The organism is Planococcus donghaensis MPA1U2 (genome assembly GCF_000189395.1).
GTDB lineage: Bacteria > Bacillota > Bacilli > Bacillales_A > Planococcaceae > Planococcus > Planococcus donghaensis_B.
On record NZ_AEPB01000057.1, the window covers coordinates 15,457 to 35,944 of the forward strand.

Genomic DNA, 20,488 nt, shown 5'->3' on the forward strand with positions numbered 1-20,488 from the left:
GAGCTGCTTTTGGTGGTGTGAAAAATTTTTCTGGTGTTAAATTTAAAAATTACGCTAGTTTTGCATATGCATTATCAAACCAATTTACTTCACGTCATCACTTGCTCTTTGGACTAACACTTTCGAAATAATCTTCCCAAGATTGATGGGCTCTCCCTGTAGCTTCAACATAATGGCTTGGGTTATTCGACTTGCCGTCTTTAATGCCTTGATAGATTCCGGTTACGACTGTGCCGATAAATTCACCTAACTCAGCGATTCGTTCTTCTTTAAATTTCTCTACACTAATAGCTGTATAAGTTAAATCCGCATCAAACGCATTGCCCAAGTAGTCCGCTAACTCGTACTGCGTAATGGCTTCACCGTGAAGGTTGTATATTTTCGAATTGTGCTGATCTTCTATCAGCATTTTTGCGTAAGCATAAGCCAGTTCCGCTCTTGTCGTGTAGCCACATTTGCTATCGCCTGCGCAATTTCGAATGCCACCTTCTTGGATATAAGAGTCAATGTATTCCACATCGGGCTCGATGTAAATACCATTACGTCCAATCACCCAGTCTAGTCCGCTATCGATTACATCTTGTTCGGTTTGTCGATTACTTTGAACAATCGGCGAAAACGCTGTGCCTTCTTCTGCTCCTTGTATGCTGGTGTAGACAATTTTCTTTACTCCGCTGTTTTTAGCCGCTTTAATAACATTGCGATGTTGGGGTATACGTTTGTCAGGTGCATCCATACCGGAAATGAGTAACAATACATCTATTCCTTCCAGTGATTTCTCTAATGCTAGTTGATCCTCGTAATCGCCTGGTCGCACTTCAATACCTAAATGTGCTGCTTTTTCAGGTGTTCTCGCTAGTCCAATAACTTCATCTTATGACAGCAGCGAGACTGTTGCATCTACTATTGCTTCACCCAACTTACCATTTGCAGCCGTTACTGCTATTTTCATCCACTTGTCCCCCATATCTCTTTTTTGCTTATACAGTCGTTCGTTACTTTCAACTCAAGTATAAATGATTGAGAAGCAAAAAGCGTATTCTCCGTAATTAGTAATTAGGAGTATAGACTAGAATAAAAAAGAAGCTCCGCTATTGCGCAGAGCTTCTTTTTTATGGGGATAAAATGGACAACATCAATTATTCGACCGACTCCCTATCCGATTAATTGCAATACTTGCTCTCTAGAAGGAATAGACGAAATCGCGCCTTTCCCCGTGGTCGTTAACGCACCGCTAGCATTGGCAAAAGCGAGAATTTCTTTAACATGCTCTGCTACAAGCTCTTCTAAATTGTCTTGAGTCGCACCCTTATTTAGTAATTGATACAGAAATCCGCCAATAAATGCGTCTCCCGCTCCTGTGGTGTCTTCTACTTTCACACCATATCCTTCAGATGAATAGTGGTTGTTTTGCACATAGACATCGGCACCGTTTGCACCTTTTGTAAACACGACAACTTTTACGTCTCCTGTAAACAACGACGCAATCGCTTTTTGTTCATCCGCTATTCCCGTAATAAACTCCAGTTCTTCATCAGAAACTTTAACGATGTGAGACAGCGGGATAAATTTCAAAATCGTGTTTCTGCACTCTTCTGCATCTTCCCAAAGAGGCAAGCGCACATTGGGATCAAAACTAACGACACCACTATAAGCTTTCGCTAATCGAATGGCTTCGACATGCGCTTGTTTCATTGGACTTTCAACTAAGTCTACAGAGCAAAAGTGCAAAATGTCGCCGTGATTGAACCATTCGCCCTTTATTTCTGAAGCAGTCAGCAGTAAATCGGCAGAAGGGTTTCGGTAAAATGAAAAATCACGTTCCCCGTCTTCACGTAAAGACACGAAGGCTAATCCAGTAGGTGCTTGTCGTGTTCTTGAAATTTTACCGACTTGAACACCAGCCACTGTAAGTTGCTCCAACAGAAAATCGCCAAACGCATCTTGTCCTAATTTAGTAATCAGTGAAGCACTGCCCCCAAACTTCGCTACAGCGACGGCAACGTTTGCAGGCGCACCGCCCGGAACCCGTTCAAAAGAGGTCACATCTTTTAATGCTAATCCTTTTTGTTGGGGGATAAAATCGATTAATAACTCGCCAATTGAAAGTAGATTCCCCACTCCACACACCTCTTTCTCTAAATATGATCTTTTCAATAATCCCACTTTACTGCTTTGAAATTTACCGATCCATTTGTTGCAAAAAAGCGAATTTCCTTACTTTCTGCAGAAGGGAAAATTCGGGAAGTAAATACGGCTTCTCCATCATTTACAAAGATCTCTACGGACGAAGAATCTACAAACAAGTGGAATTTTATTTTTTCTCCATCGAGTTGATATTTTCTTTCTGTGCCATACGCGATCGCTACTTCTTCACCGGACGCCGTACGATCTAGTATCACTTTCTCTTGCGTCGCATCGTATTGGATGACTGTTTTTTCTTCACCACTTGCTCGGAATTCAACGCCATAAATCGCAGCGTCTTGCCGTTCAAATTCACAAACTAATTCATAAGCAGCACCAGAAAACTTATCATAGGTTTTCACTTCATTTGTTATGAAGCCTGACACTTCTGCTTTTGTTTTACGAAGAGATTCGAGTTCTGGAATTGGTGTTTGGCGCAGCTTACCGTTTCGAACCGTTAATTCTCTCGGAACTGTCAAACAGTGCGCCCATCCGTTCACGTCACTCGGATACTCTACTTCTGGTAACCCCATCCACCCGACTAAAATACGTCTACCGTTAGGATCTTCCATCGTTTGAGGTGCATAAAAATCAAATCCTCTATCAAGCTCCTCAAAATTTCCATGAGTCATTTCTTTCTTTTGTAAATCGATTTCTTCTCCTAGCACATACCCAGCTTGATATATGTTTTGGTAACGATCGCCTTCTGGTAGGACTCCTTGCGGTGATAAGATCAACACCCCTTGATCACCCAGTACAAAGTAATCTGGGCATTCCCACATAAATCCGAAATCGCCCAATTGGGTTTGGACTTCACCTTCAAACTTCCATTCAAATAAGTCAGGCGAACTTAATAACCCCACACATCCTGTTTGATCTGTTGTTTGCGCGCCAATCACAGCGTAAAATTGTTCTCCTTCTTTCCATACTTTAGGATCACGAAAATGCTCTGTATAGCCTTCAGGTACATGGTCAAAAACAGACTCGTTCAACTTTAAAATCGTGCCCTCGTTATCCATCACGGCGATGCATTGATGAGGGTGTCTATCTAACTTTTCATCCCGCGTGTTACCTGTGTAAAACAAATACAGTTTTCCGTCATGCTCAATGGCACTACCTGAATAAACGCCGTGACTATCAAAATAACTGTTTGGTTCAATCGCGATCCCGACATTTTCCCAGTTTACCAAGTCTTTTGACTTGGTATGGTACCAATATTTTAGTCCGTGAAACGGACCTAACGGATGCCATTGATAAAACAAATGATATTCCCCCGCGTAAAAACAAAAGCCATTCGGATCATTTAACAAACCTGAAACCGGTTGAATATGGAAAGTTTGACGCCACGAACAATTATTGACTCTTGAAACTAGCAAATCAATTTCTTGCTGGCTGACTTCTTCTATTCGGGTATATTTTTTTACTTTTTGTAATTTCATTTTGGTAAGCTCCTTTTAGCAACACCATTCCGATTTACTAAAAATTTTTAGTATAAATTGATAAAGACCCCTCTTGCGGAACCGGTTCCGCAAGAGGGCGTAAAACATTCCTTGCTATAATACTAGTTTACGCTATTTAAACCAACATTAACTGCTCTAAGTCTTGAGATTAAACCGATACACTCAATAACACATCATTTTTTTCGACAACTTTATTGTCTGTTTGAATGATTTCTTTGTAAAGACTTGAGTTGGTAATAATGACTGGCGTTGTAAGATCGTAGCCTTCTTCTTTGATTTTTTCCAAATCAAACGTTACCAGTTCATCTCCTTGTTTGACTCTGTCTCCTTGTTTAACTTTCGCTTCGAAATATTTCCCTTGTAATTCTACCGTATTCAACCCAATGTGGATTAACATCTCTACGCCCGTATCGGAAGTAATGCCAATTGCATGACGCGTTGGAAAAAGAGCGGTAACGACGCCGTTTACTGGCGAAAATGCTGCGCCAATTGTCGGTTCAATCGCGATTCCTTTGCCCATTGTTTCAGTTGAGAACACAGGATCATTTACTTCGCTCAAAGCTTTTACTTTGCCAGTTAATGGACTTACGATATTTTGTCCTTCGATAAGCAACTCACCCGATTCGATCGTTTTGGCTTCTTTGCTTTCATATCCTAATAACAACACTGCTAGTGCCGTACCTAAGATCGAAAAAGCAATAACAATCACATAGCCAATGACCGGTAGAAATGTTGGGATTGTAAAAACGCCACCAGCTAATTGTGTAGCTTCGACTCCTAGCCCTCCAGCAAGTGCACTCGCCAGTCCGCCCATGATAACAGCGATAACGAATACGCGCTTATAGCGGAAAAATAGACCGTATATAACCGGTTCTGTAATTCCGGATAGCACACTCGGGATTAAAGCAGCACCCGCAATCGCTTTTAGGTTTTTGTCTTTTGTTTTTAAGAAGACGCCTAGTGCTGCTCCACCTGCAACCCAAACCGTTCCCATAACAATTCCTAATAGCGCATCACTGCCGGTAGTTGTAATATTCGATAGCATCAGTGGGATAATTGCCCAGTGAAGCCCTAAAATTACGATAAATACCCAACCCGCTCCGAGTAAAAGTCCTGTTAAAATAGCACTCTTATCTAAAACAAAAACGGTAGCTTGTAAAATCGCATCTCCTACATAAATACCGAAAGGTCCAAAAATCAACACTGTTAATGGCACCATCACGAGTAAAGATACCATCGGAATAATAATCATGTGTAACTGAACGTGAAATGCTTTTTTAAGAACTCTTTCTAATAGTGAATAAATACTAACAGCAACAAACACAGGAAGTACAGTTGAGGAATAATTGATCAATACTACTGGTATGCCAACAAACGAACTAATATCTCCTGCTTCCGATAAACTCGTAAAGTTTGGCTCTAGTAAAGCAGCTGCTATAACGGCTGAAATGTACGGACTCACACGAAGCTTTAAAGCCAATGTTACCGCTATCAAAATTGGTAAAAAGTAAAATACGGCATTCGCAGCAGCAGATAAAATAGAATACGTTCCACTTTCAGCTGACAACCAGTCCAGCATAACCAGAACAATTATAAGCGCTTTCAATAAACCAGAACCACAGATGACAGGGATTAACGGCGTAAAAGTGCCTGATATCGTATTAAAAATTCTTGAAGACAACCGGCCTTTTTCTTTTGTCTCTTCCGTAGCATCTGAATCCGCTCCGAAATTACCGATTTTCATAATTTCACTAAACACGCTTGAAACTTGCGGGCCGATGACAACTTGATATTGTCCGCCACTTTCAACAACTTTTAAAATCGCCAGTTTTTCCAATTCTTTTTTATCGGCTTTTTTGTTGTCTTTTAAATTGAACCTTAACCGAGTCGCACAATGTGCAACGCTTGATACATTTTCTTTTCCCCCAACCAAACGAATAATGTCTTCCGCCAACTTTTTATAACTCATTTCCCCATCTCTCCTCTTCGATTCAGTTTTTTGGAACCGGTTCCATTTCAAGCTATTATAAAACCGGTTCCATTTTTATTCCAATAAAACCGATTCCATTCACTGATTATATTACCGCTTTAATTTATTGTCAACGCTTTCTCGCTCAATTATCTGATAATCAGACAATTGAGAGCGTGGAATTTCGCCGCCGTTCAATAAGGCCACTAAACTAGTAGCTGCCATTCTCCCTACTTTTTCATAATGAAACTTAACTGTTGTTAAGCCAGGATGGATAATTCCAGTTACATCATACCCGCCAAATCCGGCAATTGATAAACTAGACGGAACGTCAATCTCTTTTAAATGGGCTGCTTTTAACGCCCCTAAAGCAATATTATCTGTAGCACATACGATAATAGAAGGATCAAAACTCTCAATGATGGAAGATGTCACTTCAACCGCATTTTCCATTTTAAAACTGGTTTCATAATAATTCACTTCACAACTATCGTCTTCACTAATAGCTCTTTTAAACCCTTCTTTTCTTCGTACGCCTACAGCAATATCTTTTTCAGTCACACCTAAATAAGCAATTTTTCGATGACCATTTTTCAACACGTATTTCCCTAAATCATAGCCGGCCGAATCATCGTCATGGATTAAACTGTACAGTTGATCGTGTTGTTGGCCGACTAGAATCACGGGTAAATTTGTTTCTTCAAATGCTTTTAAGTGTGCCTCTGAAATTTGAGTGGCCAGTAAAATAATCCCGGCAACTTTTTGGTTGTACAAACTATAAATACTTTCAATTTCCCGTACCAAATCTTGACTGGTATTCGCAATCAACATTTGATAATTCAAATCTCTTAGTTGCTCGTCAATCCCCATCAAAACTTGAGAAGAAGCAAACGAATCGAGGCGTGGCACAATCGTTCCAATAATGTTTGGTTTTTTGGCTTTTAAACTTTGGGCAAAGTTATTGGGCGTATATCCTGTTTCATGTATAATTCGCTCGATTTTTCTTTTGGTGGCCACGCTAATCGAACCGCCATTAAGATACCGCGACACGGTGCTTTTTGCTACACCCGCTAATTGAGCTATATCCGCAATTGTTTTCATGATTCCAACTCCAAAAGAAGTAAAATTTGTACCTTTAGTATATACCAAAATAACATGAAACCAGAAAGAAAGGTAGAAAGCATTAATGCTCGCTACCTAATCCCTCCTGTTTCGGATCCACATAAATTATAGAATTGTATCCATAAAATCTTTGCATCAAAAGTTAGTTTCACAAGTAGCTGCACGTGAGAAGCAAAAAAATGTGTTGCTGTTCATAAGAACTTGGGTGATATACTGAACAATAGGAGAAAAATTACAGAAAGGAGCTGATGGATAAAAAATGCGTTCTTTTCACTTTAATGGCAGTCGAATTGTCAAAACTGGGATTGCTATCTTTTTAACCGCCGTCATTTGTGAATGGTTTGGTTGGCCACCTGTATTTGCGGTAATCACCGCAATCGTGACGATCGAACCTACAGTTAGCGACTCGATTAAAAAGGGACTCGTTCGGTTCCCAGCATCCGCGATTGGCTCTGCATTCGCTGTCCTCTTTATCACACTTTTCGGGAACTCCCCGATTACCTATACACTCGCTGCAGTAGCAACGATTTTAGCTTGTTACCGACTCAATTTGCATGCCGGTTTACTGGTTGCCACATTAACATCTGTCGCAATGGTCGAAGTGATTCATGAACATATTTTGATCTCTTTCTTTATTCGCTTAGGGACGACGACCATTGGACTGTTAGTGTCTACCGCTGTCAATATGCTCGTGTTTCCGCCCAACTATCGAAAAAATATTTTGAAGAGCATTCAACGCATTGGGGAACGCGCAGGCAATATGTTGGAAGAGACATTTCAAACCATCCTTTTTGACAGTGACGCGAACCGTCAAAAAGAGCAGTTGATCGTAAAAGAACTGATTACTGAAATTCGAAAAACCGAGAAACTAATCCATTTTCAGCGCGACGAATCCAGTTTGTATCCGTGGGTTCGCGAGCGAGAAGCCGAGCTTCAAATGGCAGAAAAGCAATTGCTCTTTTTACATAACTTAGAATTCCATTTAGATGCTTTGCTTTATATCCCGCTGCACAATTTGTCGTGGACCACTGCCGAGCGAAAAGTTGTTATGCACGCCGTAACTGAACTTGCGAACGACTTGAAACACTCAATCGACTACGATCACGAAAAGCATCAATGCCAATTAAAAAATATTACCGATCTTTTTTGGGACAACAGCAAAGGTATCACAGCAAGCGATGCTAGACGCCCTACTGAATTCCCACCCGAATTTACGATTCTTTACGAACTGATCACGATTTATGATTTAGTGGATAAGTTTTTTGATCCGGGGAGTGTGCAGGCTGCACGAGAGACAGAGAAATAATTGCAAAATAAATAGGAGCAGCGCCAGGGAAATAACTGGCACTGCTCCTTTCTTGTTTATCTTTTCTGCTTTATTGATCATTTACTGTTTGGCGTTATTTTTTACAAGCACTTTCAAACCTTGCGCCATATCGGAAGCCAGCACGTAATTGCGGTCCACGAACACACCCCAAACATCTGCTTGGTCAGGCGCGTATTGGCCGATTTGTTTCGGATTAGCCGGGTCGGTGATATCCACTGCGTAAACTCCACCTGCATAATGACTTAAGTAAAGCGTGTTGCCGTGTACTTTCGGATCGTGCACTGTATTGGCAAATGTCGGGCCATCTTCAACTTTTTCGGTCAAGTCCGTTTTAAACTCACTCAATAACACGGGATTTGCTTTATCCTTGATATCAAAAATTCGCGTATAGCCATAAGATTCCTCGTACCCAGGACGCACAGGCGAAGAAACTTCCCGAGTTTCAATCAGCACATTGCCGCCTTTGGCTAAAGCCGCTGAATGGGCTGATCCCTGCTGATTGGATGCATAGTCTGTGCTACTCAAATAGACCGGATTTTCCGGGTCTGTAATATCAAAAATGATCGTGCCGAGGTCCCACATGGAGACATAAGCGTATTGCGCATTATTGTCGGTGATGACACTGTGATTGAACACAGGACGAGTTTTGCCATCCGGCGAGTTCCAGTGGTAGCCATTAAAGTCGGCTGGTACTTCGTCCAGAATCCGCGGATCAAATTCCCAAAGTGTTTCCGGCTCTGCCGGATTGGACACATCGACAATCGTAAAGTCTTTGTGTTCGCCGTGGCTATAATAATCAGCGTATGGATTAGAAGCCAGCACAAGAGCTTTGTTTCCTTGCATCGTCAAAGTAAGCTCATGGGTACCGCGCGTGTTTTCATAAGTTTCCCAGTAGCCTAGCTTTTTGGGATTAGTCGGATCGGTCACATCATATAGCAGGAATCCGCCCGACGTATCTTTCGCATTACGATTCAGCTGTTGGACACTCACGACGGCCAGGTCTCCTTTAAAGTCAGGAGTATTAATACTTTTAACAATGACTTTTTCCTGCCATGTATTTTCTACGTCGTCGTTTGCAAAGACCGCAACTTCCACCGGATTGGCAGGATCTTTCAAATCAAAAACTCGCACACCTCCATTGCCCCCATTGGCCGTATGCGTGCCCACATAGGCATAGCCTTTATGAGCGAAGACATCAGCTGTGTTGTTCTGCACCCCATCAATTTCTTTTAACTGTGCTGCGCCAGCTTCTTTCAGGAACGAAAGATTCTTAGATCCTTCTACCTTTGCATCACTCAGATTTGCAATTTCTTCATTGGAAAATACTTCATGTTCTCCTTTTGATACGCCTGAACTATCGAGTTCATCGTGCGCAAAAGCGGTAGGTACCGCTGATAGTACTAGTACAGAAGCAAGCATTACATGGGTAAACGACTTTTTAATCACCAATATATTTCCTCCTTTTGAAAAATTAATCTTATTTCTACTTTATTCTATTAAATGGAAATCATTAAAACAACTACGGAACACGAAATAGTTTGAATATTTATAAAAATAAATCAAATGATACAGTTTCTATAAGGACTACTGAACTACCATTCAATTTTGTATTGGTCCATTGGTTGGCATATACATTGCATTTCACAAGGGACGGTAAAATTCACGAAACACTTTCAGATGCACAGCCTATTGAATTGAAGTAACTAACAACGAATTAGTAGAATTAAAAAATTCCCTCTACATAAAAAAGCCGCATATCAAAATGCGACTTTTTTATGTAGAGCTGTCCCTATATTAGCTTTTCCTCACACTATAAAGCTTCTTACTCGGCAGTTCCAAACAATTTAACTGTCCCCCGTAAACCGCGCCACCATCAATTCCGATAATCTGATTGTCACCGAAATAAACATCGTAATTTTCTGTCCCTCGAAGTACAAACGTTGGTGTATGGCCAAAGATTACTGTCTTATTGCCCGAATACCCTGTATGAAATTCTTGGCGAATCCATAGTAAGAGATACGGGTCCGTCTCGTGAGGCGAGACACCCGGTTGAACCCCAGCATGCACAAAAATATAATCATCCGTTTCATGGTAGTAATCCATTTCCTTAATAAACTCCACGTGCCCGCCAAAAATTCCGTTCACTGGTAGTGTTGTATTTTGTATGGAAGGATCATAGCTATGCAATGTAGCCAGTCCTCCGTTTCGCACCCAATTTTCTTTCGCACAAGGTTTCTCCGCTGCGGCTTCTAGCATCATTTGGTCGTGATTTCCCCGCAAGATAATAGCTCCCTGCCTTTTCAATTCGATAACGCGCTCCAACACTTCTTTTGAGTCCGGTCCTCGGTCCACATAATCCCCTAGTAAAATTAGCTGATCTACAGCGGCATCGTACTCTATCCTCTCTAATAACTCATTAAACAATTCGAGTTCTCCATGAATATCGCTAATGGCTAGTAGTCTTTTCACGAGACTCACCCCTTCGCTGTTGAGTTTTTAGGCGAAACTAGTTGGTTGATTGGTTAATGCATCGCTCTTTGTGTTTAAAAAAGACTCATTCCATTGAATGAGCCTAGATTTTATCATCAAGATTTCCAAAATCATCGAGCAGTTGTTCTTAACCCAATCTCCTAAAATTCTTCATGCGTGGCCGGATCCATATCAAACAATCGGCCATCTGAGCGAGACAGTTCTGAGATTGCAATCATCTCGGATTCACTTAATTCAAAGTCGAAAATGGACAGGTTTTCTCGCTGCCGCTCGGGCGAAGTGGAGCGTGGAATAGAGACAGAGCCGATTTGATATTGCCAGCGCAGCACGACTTGAGCAATGGTTTTGTTATGAGCTTCGGCAATTGTCTTAATAGCGTCGTTTATCAAAATATCTTTCGCCTTGGCAATCGGGCTCCACGACTGTGTTTGGATTCCATGATCTACGTGTACTTTGCGCTGGTGTGCTTGGTTAAAGAACGGATGCAATTCCACTTGGTTCAAACTCGGTGTCACCCCGGTCTCATGAATAATCCGCTCTAAGTGCTCTGGTAAAAAATTGCTGACGCCAATCGACCGGACAAGTCCCCATTTTTGCGCATCAATCAACGCTTGCCAAGCTTCTACGTAAGTGTCTTGATTGGGCATTGGCCAGTGGATCAAGTAAAGATCAAAATAATCCAGCTGGGAACGGTACAGCGATTCTTGAATGGCCACTAAGGCTTTTTCATATGTGTGATAACGTCCCGGCAGCTTAGATGTCACCCATAGTTCTTCACGAGAAATGCCGCTACGTCGTATGCCTTCTCCTACCGCTCCTTCGTTTTCGTAATTATACGCTGTATCAATCAACCGGTAGCCGGCATTGATTCCACTGCTGACTGCGTTCGCTCCCGCATTGCCCCACAGTCCGTATGTACCCAGTCCAATAACCGGCAAAGTCGTTCCATCGTTTAAGGTCACTTTTGGAATTGCTTTTTCCATCTACTTCCACTCCTCCCGCTTTTATTTTCAGATTACTCTTACATCTCTCTAAACTCAAACGATTTGGTCTCAATTCATGACGCTTTACTTTATGTAAAATTAAGAATTGATGTACAATTAGAGACAGTACATCACTATAGCGAGGAGCTTACATATGGAAACAAGCACATTCAAACTAACCGAAACAACAATCCAAGACATTCAACAAGCTTTTCATGACAATAAACTAACTTCCGTGGAATTGGTTCAAGCTTATCTCGATCGGATCGAAGCTTTCGACCAGAATGGCCCAAAAATCAATTCCATCTTAACAATCAATCCGGACGCGCTAAAAATTGCAGCACAACTGGACGAAAAACGCGGGCAGGATAATCAAGGTCCTCTTTACGGTATTCCTGTGTTACTAAAAGACAATATCGAAACCGCGGACCCGATGCCGACAACAGCCGGCGCCATTGCACTCGAACACAATTTTGCAAAAGAAGATGCATTTGTTGCCAAGCAATTGCGAAACGCTGGGGCGATTATTCTCGGCAAAGTGAACTTGAGCGAATGGGCGTATTTCATGTCGCAAGACGGCCCGAGCGGTTACAGTTCACTCGGCGGACAAGTACTGAACCCATATGGCATTGGTGTCTTTAAAGCAGAAGACGTTGGTGGTTCGAGTTCAGGGACAGGCGCAGCAATTGCATCGAACTTCGCTGTTGTGGGTGTCGGCACAGAAACATCCGGCTCGATTTTAAGTCCAGCAAGTGCTAATTCGATTGTCGGTATTAAGCCAACAGTTGGTCTCATTAGTCGCTCGCGCATCATCCCGATTGCCGAAAGTCAGGATACCGCAGGACCGATGGCGCGTACTGTGACAGATGCCGCGATTTTGCTCGGCGCTATGACCGGCGTCGACGAACAGGATTCAGCAACACAAAAAAGCACTGGCCAAGCACTCACTGATTACACACCGCACTTGAAAAAAGACGGATTGGACGGCGCACGCATTGGTGTGGATCTAAATTTCTTAAACAACGAGGCCCCAGAAGAACGTGCCATTATGGACGAGGCAATCGAGCAAATCAAAGCACTCGGCGCCACAGTTGTTGAAGTGACCATTCCTAAATCATCATTCCAGTCAGACGTCTTGTGGTATGAATTCAAGCGCACCGTTAATGATTATTTGCGCACTACACCTGACGCAGTACCAGTCAAGTCACTCGTAGATGTTATCGAGTTTAATAAACAAGACCCTGAACGTCGCATGAAATTCGGGCAAGCTGAACTGGAAAAATCACAAATCTTAAGCGACGATCCAAACGACTCGACCTATTTAGAACACCGTAAAACTGATTTACGCTCTTCTACATCAGAAGGATTGGATCTCATTACGCAAGAACACCAACTCGATGCGCTGTTATTCCAAAACAACCGTGGTGCCGCTATGCCCGCAAAAGCAGGCTATCCGTCCATCACTGTTCCAGCTGGATACGCGAGCAGCGGGCATCCCGTTGGTGTTACGTTTAGCGCACAGGCATTTAGTGAAGCGCGGTTGATTGAATTGGCTTTTTCGTATGAACAAGCGACTTTGAAACGAAAAGCACCAGACTTGGAATCTTACTAAATTTAATTGCACGATTTAAAAAACCCTTTACTGAAACGACTGCAGGAAATTGCAGTCGCTCACTAAAGGGTTTTTCTGTGTCGTTTCAACTATCCGTTATTTCGAGGCATATATGCATAAGCTTTGTAATCGTCCGTAACTTCGAATAGTACTTTGGACGGAAGCTTTTGTTCTGCTCGTTGTTGCTGGTTGATGTTCTTGAACGCCTGTTCTTTTAAGTTCTTTAAATTATGATACTTCAAAACCTTAATGCCAAAATTGATCTTCACTCAATGGTTCTCTACCACAATCGCCGTCAAAATCTGCGATTTAGATGTTGCGCTTTTCTGGGAGCGGAACAATTCATTGTTCAAAATGAATACAAAACAATAAAAACTTCATACACTTTTTTGGAAGAATTCGAATTCTAATATTGTATAATAAAAAGAATATTTAAAAAGTTTCAAATATTCATTGGAAGAAAGGGGATGAATTTCATAGGATGACTAGCTTTACATAGTTCTTTCATAACTGTGCACTAAAAAATGAAGCAAGAGGTGAAATTATGAAAGACTTGCCATATGGCTGGAGAGGAAAATTGGGCTTGATCTACATTGCTTCCGCTTGGTCAATGGACGCTGAATATGTTGATATGGCTCCTGATGGGGTTACTACCCTTACAACGAGAGTCGCTTTATCAGAAAATCCCGATCATTTCACAGTTGATGATGTCCACTCGCTTGGAGAAGATGCAGTAAAAGCGGCGAAATTATTAGCGCAAGCTCCAGTAGGTTCCATTGCCTTCGGTTGCACAAGCGGCAGTTTTGCAAACGGTGTGGGCTACGATAAAGAACTGATAAAAAGAATGGGGGTTGCTTCCAATAACATCCCCTGCACAACAACTACTACTGCAGTTGTAGCAGCATTAAATGCTTTCAATGTTAAGAAAATCGCAGTAGCGACACCTTATGAAGACGCCTTAAACAGACTTGCCAGAACCTTTTTAGAAGATAGCGGATTTTCGGTCACCAACATGACTGGACTTGGTATAACAAGTGATTATGAAATATCAAACACAACTGTAGATACCATTTACACAATGGCGATGGAAGTGGACACAGCCGACGCCGAAGCTATTTTCATTTCATGTACCGGCTTATCGGCAGTACGCTTGATTGAGACACTGGAAGCTGACTTAGGAAAGCCGGTTGTATCATCCAACCAGGCGACTTTCTGGCATAGTATGAAGTTAGCTGGAATCAATGAGGATGTTAAAGGTTTCGGAAGCTTATTCCGTTTATAAAGTGCATAAAAGAAGTCATGGTTAAAATTCAGGAAATTTTCTATGCACTTTATAAATAATCAGAAAAGATATCATAAGCGAAGAAACACAATAAGGCTACACATATTATAAAAGACTTCCAACTAACGCAGGGGGTGTAGAGAAGATGAAAACATTCAAAAAAATTGAAAAAATCTGGTCCTCCATCGAATTGGCCATTTTAGGACTAATAACGCTTGTAATGAGTGTGTTGTTAGCCGGAAATGCGGTCAGCCGCTACCTTTTCAATAAAAGCTGGGGATTTTCAGAAGAAGTTGGTTCCCTCGCACTGGTCGCCATGACATTCTTGGGGATCGGCTATGCGGTAAGAAAAAAGCAGCATATCGAGATGTCCGGATTTTACGATTTATTGCCGAAACAGGCACAGTGGGCTCTCCGACTGTTTATTGATCTGGTATCAGCTATTGTTTTGCTTTTTCTCACTTACCTCGCCTATGAGTACGTTTTGCATTTGCATCAAATCGGTGAAGTGACGACGATGCTTCAGTTCCCCGTTTATCTTATTATGGCTGTCATACCTATCGGGTTCTTCGTTGCATTTCTTAGTTATTTAGTTGACTTTATTATGGGCATCTATACGAGAAAAGAAAATGACATTGACGCCAAATAATTAACGTCTCATAAACCCAGACACAGCTAGGAGGAAATACATTGCTATGGCTCATAATTGTATTATTGTTCGTTATGCTATTTATGAATTTTCCAATCATGATTGTTTTATTAACAACAGGCCTTGTCATGATGCTGACACTTGCTCCAAATATCGATTTTGTCATTTTTATTCAACAACTGGCTAGCAGTGTCCAATCTTATGTATTACTCGCGATACCAATGTTCATTTTTGCAGCGGACATCATGGTTAAGGGAAACACCGCAAATAGATTATTGGATTTCGTTAAGGATTTGTTCGGACATATCCGAGGTGGAACGGGGATTGTGACTGCTGCTACAAGCACCTTATTCGGTTCGGTTTCGGGTTCCTCCCAAGCAACAATAGCAGCTATTGGACCGCCGATGCGCAAAAGAGCACTGGAGTATGGATACCAAGATTCACATATCATGGGATTGATCGTCAACTCCGCCGGAATCGCTATTTTGATTCCACCGAGTATTGTCATGATTTACTACGGAATGCTGACCGGTACTTCCATAGGAGACTTGTTTATAGCCGGAGTCATTCCTGGCGTGCTAATTTTTTTCGGCTTTGCTGCATACGAATACTTTATCGCAATACGGAAGAAAATTCCGGTTGAACCTAAAGCGACGATGGGCCAAAGATGGAGTTCATTTAGAAGAGCTCTTTTAACGTTTGGGTTCCCTATCATTATCTTAGGTGGAATCTATTCAGGAATGTTCAGTCCGACCGAGGCAGCGGCATTCTCTGTATTTTACGCCATTATCTTGGAAGTATTTATTTTCAGGTCCGTTAAGATCAAACAGCTTCTGCCAATTGCAGCATCAACCGGAGTCATAACCAGTGTCGTGTTTATTTTATTAGCTGCCGGTGGATCGTTTTCTTGGATCATATCGTACTTAAGAGTTCCTCAAGCTTTGACAGAAGCCGTATTGGGAAATAACCCAAGTGAACTTCAAGTAATCATCATCATGTCGTTATTTTTTTTAGTTTCTTGTATGTTTGTCGATTCGCTGGTGGCGATTGCCATTCTAACACCAATCTTTTTCCCGATTGCTTCTCAAATGGGCATCGACCCAGTCGTAATTGGAATTTTAATCACCATGCAAGCGACACTTGGTACTGTCACGCCGCCATTCGGTGTAAACATATTCACCGCTTGTGCTGTATTCAATAAACCGTATGCAGAAGTTGTAAAAGGGGTATTCCCCTATATTATTATCTTTTTAATCATTAATGTCCTATTAATCCTTTTCCCGGACATTATAATCGCTTACCGCTATGTGCTTTAAAATTCTTGGCATTATCGCCAAATAAAGGGGGGTGTTTCCTCTAACTGATTCACTTACTACCGTTGAGCTTACTTGAAACAAATAAAACTAATAGGGGGTAACAATATGTTTAGTAAAAAAAATTCCATGCTTTTAATTCTTTTGATCCTGATGCCAATTTTCTTGTTTGCATGCGGCAACGATAACACTGAGGGCATTGAAGCTAAATCAAGTGATGATAGTATAGGCATTCGCTTTGCACACGAAGAAAGTCAAGGGGACGTACAAGATTTATATGCAAATAAATTCAAGGAATTAATCGAAGAAGAAACAGAAGGTCGAATTACTGTTGATATTTATACCACAGGGACGCTTGGAGGAAATGATGACATGTTCACTCAACTCCAGACGGGGGCGGTTGATATGGCCATTACTTCCCCAGGATTTACAGGAAGTGTTATTCCACAAACACAAATTATGAATATTCCATTCTTATTCTCAAATAACCCGGAAGTAAATAGAAAAGTACTGGATGAGAGTGAAGCGTTATACGGCACACTTGCAGACAAATACGAGGAAAAAGGATTGGAAATATTCAAGTTCTGGACAGAAGGTTCTATGTACTGGACAGGAAACAAAGAAATCACAGAACCAGCGGACATGAAAGGGCTGAAGATGCGTGGAATGCCAACTAGTATGATCATGGAATCTTACAAGTTAATGGGCGCAGATCCACAAGCTACAGATACCGGTGAAATCTATACGATGCTGCAAACAGGCGGAATCGACGGCCAAGAAAATCCATTATTCTTTATTTACAACAGTAACTTCCATGAAGTGCAAGATTATTTGATGGACTCTAAACACCATATTTACATCACGGCTACAGTGGCGAATTCTGAGTGGTTCTCTTCATTGGCTGAAGAAGACCAGAAATTGATCAATGAAATAATGCAAGAAGTGAATGATTGGTCGTTCACAATGCAACAAGAAGAAGAAGACAAAGCGCTGACTGAAATCAAAAAATCGGATCTGGAGATTATTGAATTGACTGAGGATCAAAGAGAATCGTTTAAAGAACTTGTTGCCCCTATCCGCGATGTTTATATTGAAACTGGCGGAGACGGAGCCGAGGAAATTTTAAAAATAATTGAACAAGATATACAAGCAGCAGAAGAAGAACTCAAATAATCGACTTCTCACATCGTACTCATTGATGATGAAGAACCTACTTGGCTGAAAAAAGTAAACATTCTGCCCTGTCCCGATAATTATGTTTAATCTACAGAACGTCAACCGATGGATTTTGTCTGTGACGTTTTGAGAGAAAAAATCAGTCAAATATTGAGTCAATTAAAGCACCCTTTATTGAAACGCTAGCATGGAGATGCCTGCCGCTCAACAAAGGGTGTTTTTTGGTGTAATTTTTACTGTTCGTTTTTCGGGCGTACATATGCATAAGCTTTATCATCTTCCATCACTTCGACCAGCAATTCGGTTGGAATCTCTTTTTCTCCTAATTGTTGCTGGCTAATTTTCTTTGGCGCCAGTTCCTTTAAGCTCTCCCAATTGCGGTATTTCAAAGCCTTGATGCCAAAATTGATTTTCACTCTATAGTTTTCTTCGATGCTTTTTACTTTTTCTTCGATCGCTTCAATGATTGAATGGTTCTCTACAACAATCGTCGCCAACGCCTGTGATTTGACGTCTGCTTCCTCAAAGTTCCGGATGGTCCGGAGATACAGCTCGTAGCATTCCTCAATAAACTGTACATTGAGCAGCACAAGCTCTTGCTTGGCATTAAACTGCCCGACGAGCTGCTCATACTCTTTTTTTACAGGGGCTTCTCCCCATTTTCGCAGCGTTTCATGTTCTTTCAAGCCTTCGATATTTGCAACAATTCCCTTCAAGTCTTTCATCAATACGTTTAAATCCTGCAACGTCGCCGTATAAAACCTTTCAATTTCTGCATCTTCCACACCATTAAGGGTAATGCCGTTTCGGCGGAACCGTTCAATGACTTCTTTGAAATAACCGAAGCGCGCCTCGATCCGTCCTGCAAAATCATTCTCGCGGTGCTGAATCAAAGCTTCGAGCTTTTGTTCCATGCTTTTCAAAGAGCTTTGGATTTCCATGAGCTGTTGCTGACCAACGACCGTCGTTAACAAGTTCATACTCGCGTGTGCTAAGAGCGCTGGATTTATACGCTTCACGAGAACAGCTTGTTCATAAATTCCTTTCACGCCATCTTTTTTCACTGCCGGCACATACCCTTTGCCGTCTACCCGTCCAATCAACTTCATGCTCTTATCTTTCAGACCCTTCACTACTTCCGGGCTAAACTCCACGCGGTACGTCCGGCTTTGGTGGAGCACTACCGCCCCGTCTTTTAGGGTCTGTGTGATAATCGGAATCATATGCATGGGAAGCTCGATTTTGTCATATCCGCTTTTGACGATTTCCTCTTTATCTACTTCCGATACTTTCGGGTTTAAATGGCTGTCGTCATCTTCTGGCTCTGGTTCAATCGTATCATTTTCTTCTGTCGTTTCTTCAGCATGTGGTTCTTCTATCTGCGCTAAGGCCTGCCTTTCCTTTCTAAAGTAAATAAAGACAGCAATCAGCAAAGTCAGTATTACTGCAACCGAAATAAAAATATATTCCACGGGCTTTCCCTCACTTCATAAATAGTCCTGGAACGCACATAAAAGCTTTCTAATTCGCTCTTATAGATTTCAGGTAAATCGATTCACTCTATTCATCTTTACCCAATTTCGCAGGAGCTTACCTTCCTATTCTCTAGATCGAGCATAATTTTTGAAAACGAATAGAATGAAAAAAGCTACACCTGCGCTGTTGATTTAGCAGGTGTAGCAATGGATCAGTTATATATTATTGTGTGTTGTCATCATCTATTAGAATTACTTCTGTCTAAGTAGCCGGTTTTCATTTTCCTTCATGAGCTTCAGTAATTTCTCGCATTAACTCAATCCAGTCTTCCCTTTTAAAATTATAATAGGCTAACTCTATTTTTCTTAAAACTAGATGAAGACTATCAAATTTCTCATCAGAGCGGAAACGCCACCAGCTTTTCACAGTAGGCGCCTTTGTACCAGGCGGATAATACGTTAACGTTCCTTCAGGGTTTATAATTTTTTCTAACTTGTCAGCATCTAAGTATCCGTGTGGAAAATCGATGTAAAGACCAAGTGAAAGTTTATGAGGTTTAATCGTTCCAATTTTATGCGTGGATTCCGCATCCTGATTCTCGAGTGAATCACTCCAAACGACTGGTTTATCACTGGTGATTACAAGTTGATCGTCTGTACTCGGCTCCACTTTACAATGAGGAAGCCCCTCAAACACATCGAGTATCTCGCCTAATTTTTGTTTTACTAATCCGTCCATTGTGTCACTCCTTTAGATTTACTTACTAAATTTCGTTCACTTTAAATAACTAATTATTTTGAAGCCGAAACTATATGGAATTTTCCTCAGGTCGAAAGTCCTTCAAATAATATTTATTAATATCCAATAAAATTTTATTGAAATCGTTTTCTGAATCACAATTAATGAGTTGAGTATTTATCTTTGGATAAGGATTAAAGAACTCGGATTCATTTTTTGATTCATAAATTACAGTTGCTTCTTTCAAAATTCTATCATTTGCTTCATTTCGAAGATTAGCGAGTAAAGCTTTCGATTTTTCATGCTTGCTTGTAATTAATTTATATTTCGGAAGATTGGTTGGGTTCTTTATATTTATATTATTTAAATCAAACTGGTAGTGATTTTGTATATTCTTGGCTTCAAATATAGCATCTCGAAAATTTTTTATATTTGATTCTGTAGATAAACTTACTTTTCTTAGATTCTCATATCTATACTTAAAATCATCTGAAGAAGAAAATATATCTTTTGTTTTTTCAGCTACTTTGTCACTGGCGCTTTTCACACCTTCTTTAACTATACTTTCGGTTGTCTCTTTGCCTAACCTTTTTATAAATTCATTCGCTAACATACTTGCTCCTAAACCGAACGCTGCCTTCACTACTTTATCCGGAACTTTCAATTGTATTCCCCTTAAGTTACTTCATTTTAATTCACCAAAATTC

At 41.1% G+C, this 20,488-nt stretch carries 18 protein-coding genes; 6 read left to right on the plus strand and 12 right to left on the minus strand.

Annotation, left to right across the window (positions count from 1 at the left end; all coding sequences use genetic code 11):
* Positions 1-97 precede the first annotated feature (97 nt).
* The 5 genes from GPDM_RS14685 to GPDM_RS14705 form a co-directional block, all read right to left on the minus strand.
* On the minus strand, positions 98-865 hold the full coding sequence (locus GPDM_RS14685; protein WP_202795736.1) for an NAD(P)H-binding protein: 768 nt from the start codon (positions 863-865) through the stop codon (positions 98-100).
* Positions 866-1,155: 290 nt separating this feature from the next.
* Complete coding sequence (locus GPDM_RS14690) at positions 1,156-2,121, minus strand: carbohydrate kinase family protein (RefSeq protein WP_008432588.1); 966 nt, start codon at positions 2,119-2,121, stop codon at positions 1,156-1,158.
* A 32-nt stretch (positions 2,122-2,153) separates the two neighbouring features.
* Positions 2,154-3,623: a glycoside hydrolase family 32 protein gene (locus GPDM_RS14695; protein ID WP_008432590.1), complete on the minus strand. Its 1,470-nt coding sequence runs from the start codon at positions 3,621-3,623 to the stop codon at positions 2,154-2,156.
* Positions 3,624-3,792: 169 nt separating this feature from the next.
* Positions 3,793-5,613, minus strand: a complete 1,821-nt coding sequence (locus tag GPDM_RS14700) for a beta-glucoside-specific PTS transporter subunit IIABC (protein ID WP_008432592.1) — start codon at positions 5,611-5,613, stop codon at positions 3,793-3,795.
* A gap of 111 nt (positions 5,614-5,724) precedes the next feature.
* Positions 5,725-6,714 (minus strand): LacI family DNA-binding transcriptional regulator, encoded by a 990-nt coding sequence (locus GPDM_RS14705; protein ID WP_008432593.1) that lies wholly within the window; start codon positions 6,712-6,714, stop codon positions 5,725-5,727.
* A 280-nt stretch (positions 6,715-6,994) separates the two neighbouring features.
* Between GPDM_RS14705 and GPDM_RS14710 the strand changes: the two genes are divergently transcribed.
* Entirely contained in the window at positions 6,995-8,041 is a 1,047-nt protein-coding gene (locus tag GPDM_RS14710; protein WP_008432595.1) for an aromatic acid exporter family protein, read from the plus strand.
* Between the two features lie 81 nt (positions 8,042-8,122).
* On the opposite strand, the gene GPDM_RS14715 is transcribed toward GPDM_RS14710, so the two are convergent.
* The 3 genes from GPDM_RS14715 to GPDM_RS14725 form a co-directional block, all read right to left on the minus strand.
* Positions 8,123-9,508 (minus strand): LVIVD repeat-containing protein, encoded by a 1,386-nt coding sequence (locus GPDM_RS14715; protein ID WP_407918608.1) that lies wholly within the window; start codon positions 9,506-9,508, stop codon positions 8,123-8,125.
* Positions 9,509-9,856: 348 nt separating this feature from the next.
* Positions 9,857-10,531, minus strand: a complete 675-nt coding sequence (locus GPDM_RS14720; RefSeq protein ID WP_008432599.1) for a metallophosphoesterase family protein — start codon at positions 10,529-10,531, stop codon at positions 9,857-9,859.
* Between the two features lie 161 nt (positions 10,532-10,692).
* Positions 10,693-11,535 (minus strand): aldo/keto reductase, encoded by an 843-nt coding sequence (locus tag GPDM_RS14725; RefSeq protein WP_008432601.1) that lies wholly within the window; start codon positions 11,533-11,535, stop codon positions 10,693-10,695.
* Between the two features lie 154 nt (positions 11,536-11,689).
* Between GPDM_RS14725 and GPDM_RS14730 the strand changes: the two genes are divergently transcribed.
* The gene (locus GPDM_RS14730) at positions 11,690-13,147 is read left to right on the plus strand and encodes an amidase family protein (RefSeq protein ID WP_008432602.1); all 1,458 of its coding nucleotides are present in this window, start codon (positions 11,690-11,692) and stop codon (positions 13,145-13,147) included.
* Between the two features lie 89 nt (positions 13,148-13,236).
* Here the strand turns inward: GPDM_RS14730 and GPDM_RS14735 are convergent, their stop codons facing one another.
* A complete protein-coding gene (locus GPDM_RS14735) occupies positions 13,237-13,416 on the minus strand; it encodes a hypothetical protein (RefSeq protein WP_008432603.1) in 180 nt (59 codons plus the stop codon).
* 275 nt (positions 13,417-13,691) lie between these two features.
* Between GPDM_RS14735 and GPDM_RS14740 the strand changes: the two genes are divergently transcribed.
* The 4 genes from GPDM_RS14740 (at position 13,692) to GPDM_RS14755 (ending at position 17,564) form a co-directional block, all read left to right on the plus strand.
* Positions 13,692-14,429, plus strand: a complete 738-nt coding sequence (locus tag GPDM_RS14740; RefSeq protein WP_008432605.1) for a maleate cis-trans isomerase family protein — start codon at positions 13,692-13,694, stop codon at positions 14,427-14,429.
* Positions 14,430-14,574: 145 nt separating this feature from the next.
* Positions 14,575-15,078, plus strand: a complete 504-nt coding sequence (locus GPDM_RS14745; RefSeq protein ID WP_008432607.1) for a TRAP transporter small permease — start codon at positions 14,575-14,577, stop codon at positions 15,076-15,078.
* Between the two features lie 41 nt (positions 15,079-15,119).
* On the plus strand, positions 15,120-16,394 hold the full coding sequence (locus GPDM_RS14750) for a TRAP transporter large permease (RefSeq protein WP_008432609.1): 1,275 nt from the start codon (positions 15,120-15,122) through the stop codon (positions 16,392-16,394).
* A 105-nt stretch (positions 16,395-16,499) separates the two neighbouring features.
* The gene (locus GPDM_RS14755) at positions 16,500-17,564 is read left to right on the plus strand and encodes a TRAP transporter substrate-binding protein (protein ID WP_008432611.1); all 1,065 of its coding nucleotides are present in this window, start codon (positions 16,500-16,502) and stop codon (positions 17,562-17,564) included.
* Between the two features lie 236 nt (positions 17,565-17,800).
* Here the strand turns inward: GPDM_RS14755 and GPDM_RS14760 are convergent, their stop codons facing one another.
* The 3 genes from GPDM_RS14760 to GPDM_RS14770 form a co-directional block, all read right to left on the minus strand.
* On the minus strand, positions 17,801-19,039 hold the full coding sequence (locus tag GPDM_RS14760) for a DUF1572 family protein (protein WP_008432613.1): 1,239 nt from the start codon (positions 19,037-19,039) through the stop codon (positions 17,801-17,803).
* A 280-nt stretch (positions 19,040-19,319) separates the two neighbouring features.
* On the minus strand, positions 19,320-19,781 hold the full coding sequence (locus GPDM_RS14765; protein ID WP_008432615.1) for a hypothetical protein: 462 nt from the start codon (positions 19,779-19,781) through the stop codon (positions 19,320-19,322).
* A gap of 70 nt (positions 19,782-19,851) precedes the next feature.
* Complete coding sequence (locus tag GPDM_RS14770) at positions 19,852-20,445, minus strand: hypothetical protein (protein ID WP_008432616.1); 594 nt, start codon at positions 20,443-20,445, stop codon at positions 19,852-19,854.
* Between the last annotated feature and the right edge of the window lie 43 nt (positions 20,446-20,488).

Coding starts and splice junctions, on each gene's coding strand:
- GPDM_RS14700 (WP_008432592.1), bottom strand. CDS start 5,613: ATGAGTTATAAAAAGTTGGCGGAAGACATTATTCGTTTGGTTGGGGGA.
- GPDM_RS14710 (WP_008432595.1), top strand. CDS start 6,995: ATGCGTTCTTTTCACTTTAATGGCAGTCGAATTGTCAAAACTGGGATT.
- GPDM_RS14705 (WP_008432593.1), bottom strand. CDS start 6,714: ATGAAAACAATTGCGGATATAGCTCAATTAGCGGGTGTAGCAAAAAGC.
- GPDM_RS14765 (WP_008432615.1), bottom strand. CDS start 19,781: ATGGACGGATTAGTAAAACAAAAATTAGGCGAGATACTCGATGTGTTT.
- GPDM_RS14740 (WP_008432605.1), top strand. CDS start 13,692: ATGAAAGACTTGCCATATGGCTGGAGAGGAAAATTGGGCTTGATCTAC.
- GPDM_RS14755 (WP_008432611.1), top strand. CDS start 16,500: ATGTTTAGTAAAAAAAATTCCATGCTTTTAATTCTTTTGATCCTGATG.
- GPDM_RS14695 (WP_008432590.1), bottom strand. CDS start 3,623: ATGAAATTACAAAAAGTAAAAAAATATACCCGAATAGAAGAAGTCAGC.
- GPDM_RS14730 (WP_008432602.1), top strand. CDS start 11,690: ATGGAAACAAGCACATTCAAACTAACCGAAACAACAATCCAAGACATT.
- GPDM_RS14725 (WP_008432601.1), bottom strand. CDS start 11,535: ATGGAAAAAGCAATTCCAAAAGTGACCTTAAACGATGGAACGACTTTG.
- GPDM_RS14745 (WP_008432607.1), top strand. CDS start 14,575: ATGAAAACATTCAAAAAAATTGAAAAAATCTGGTCCTCCATCGAATTG.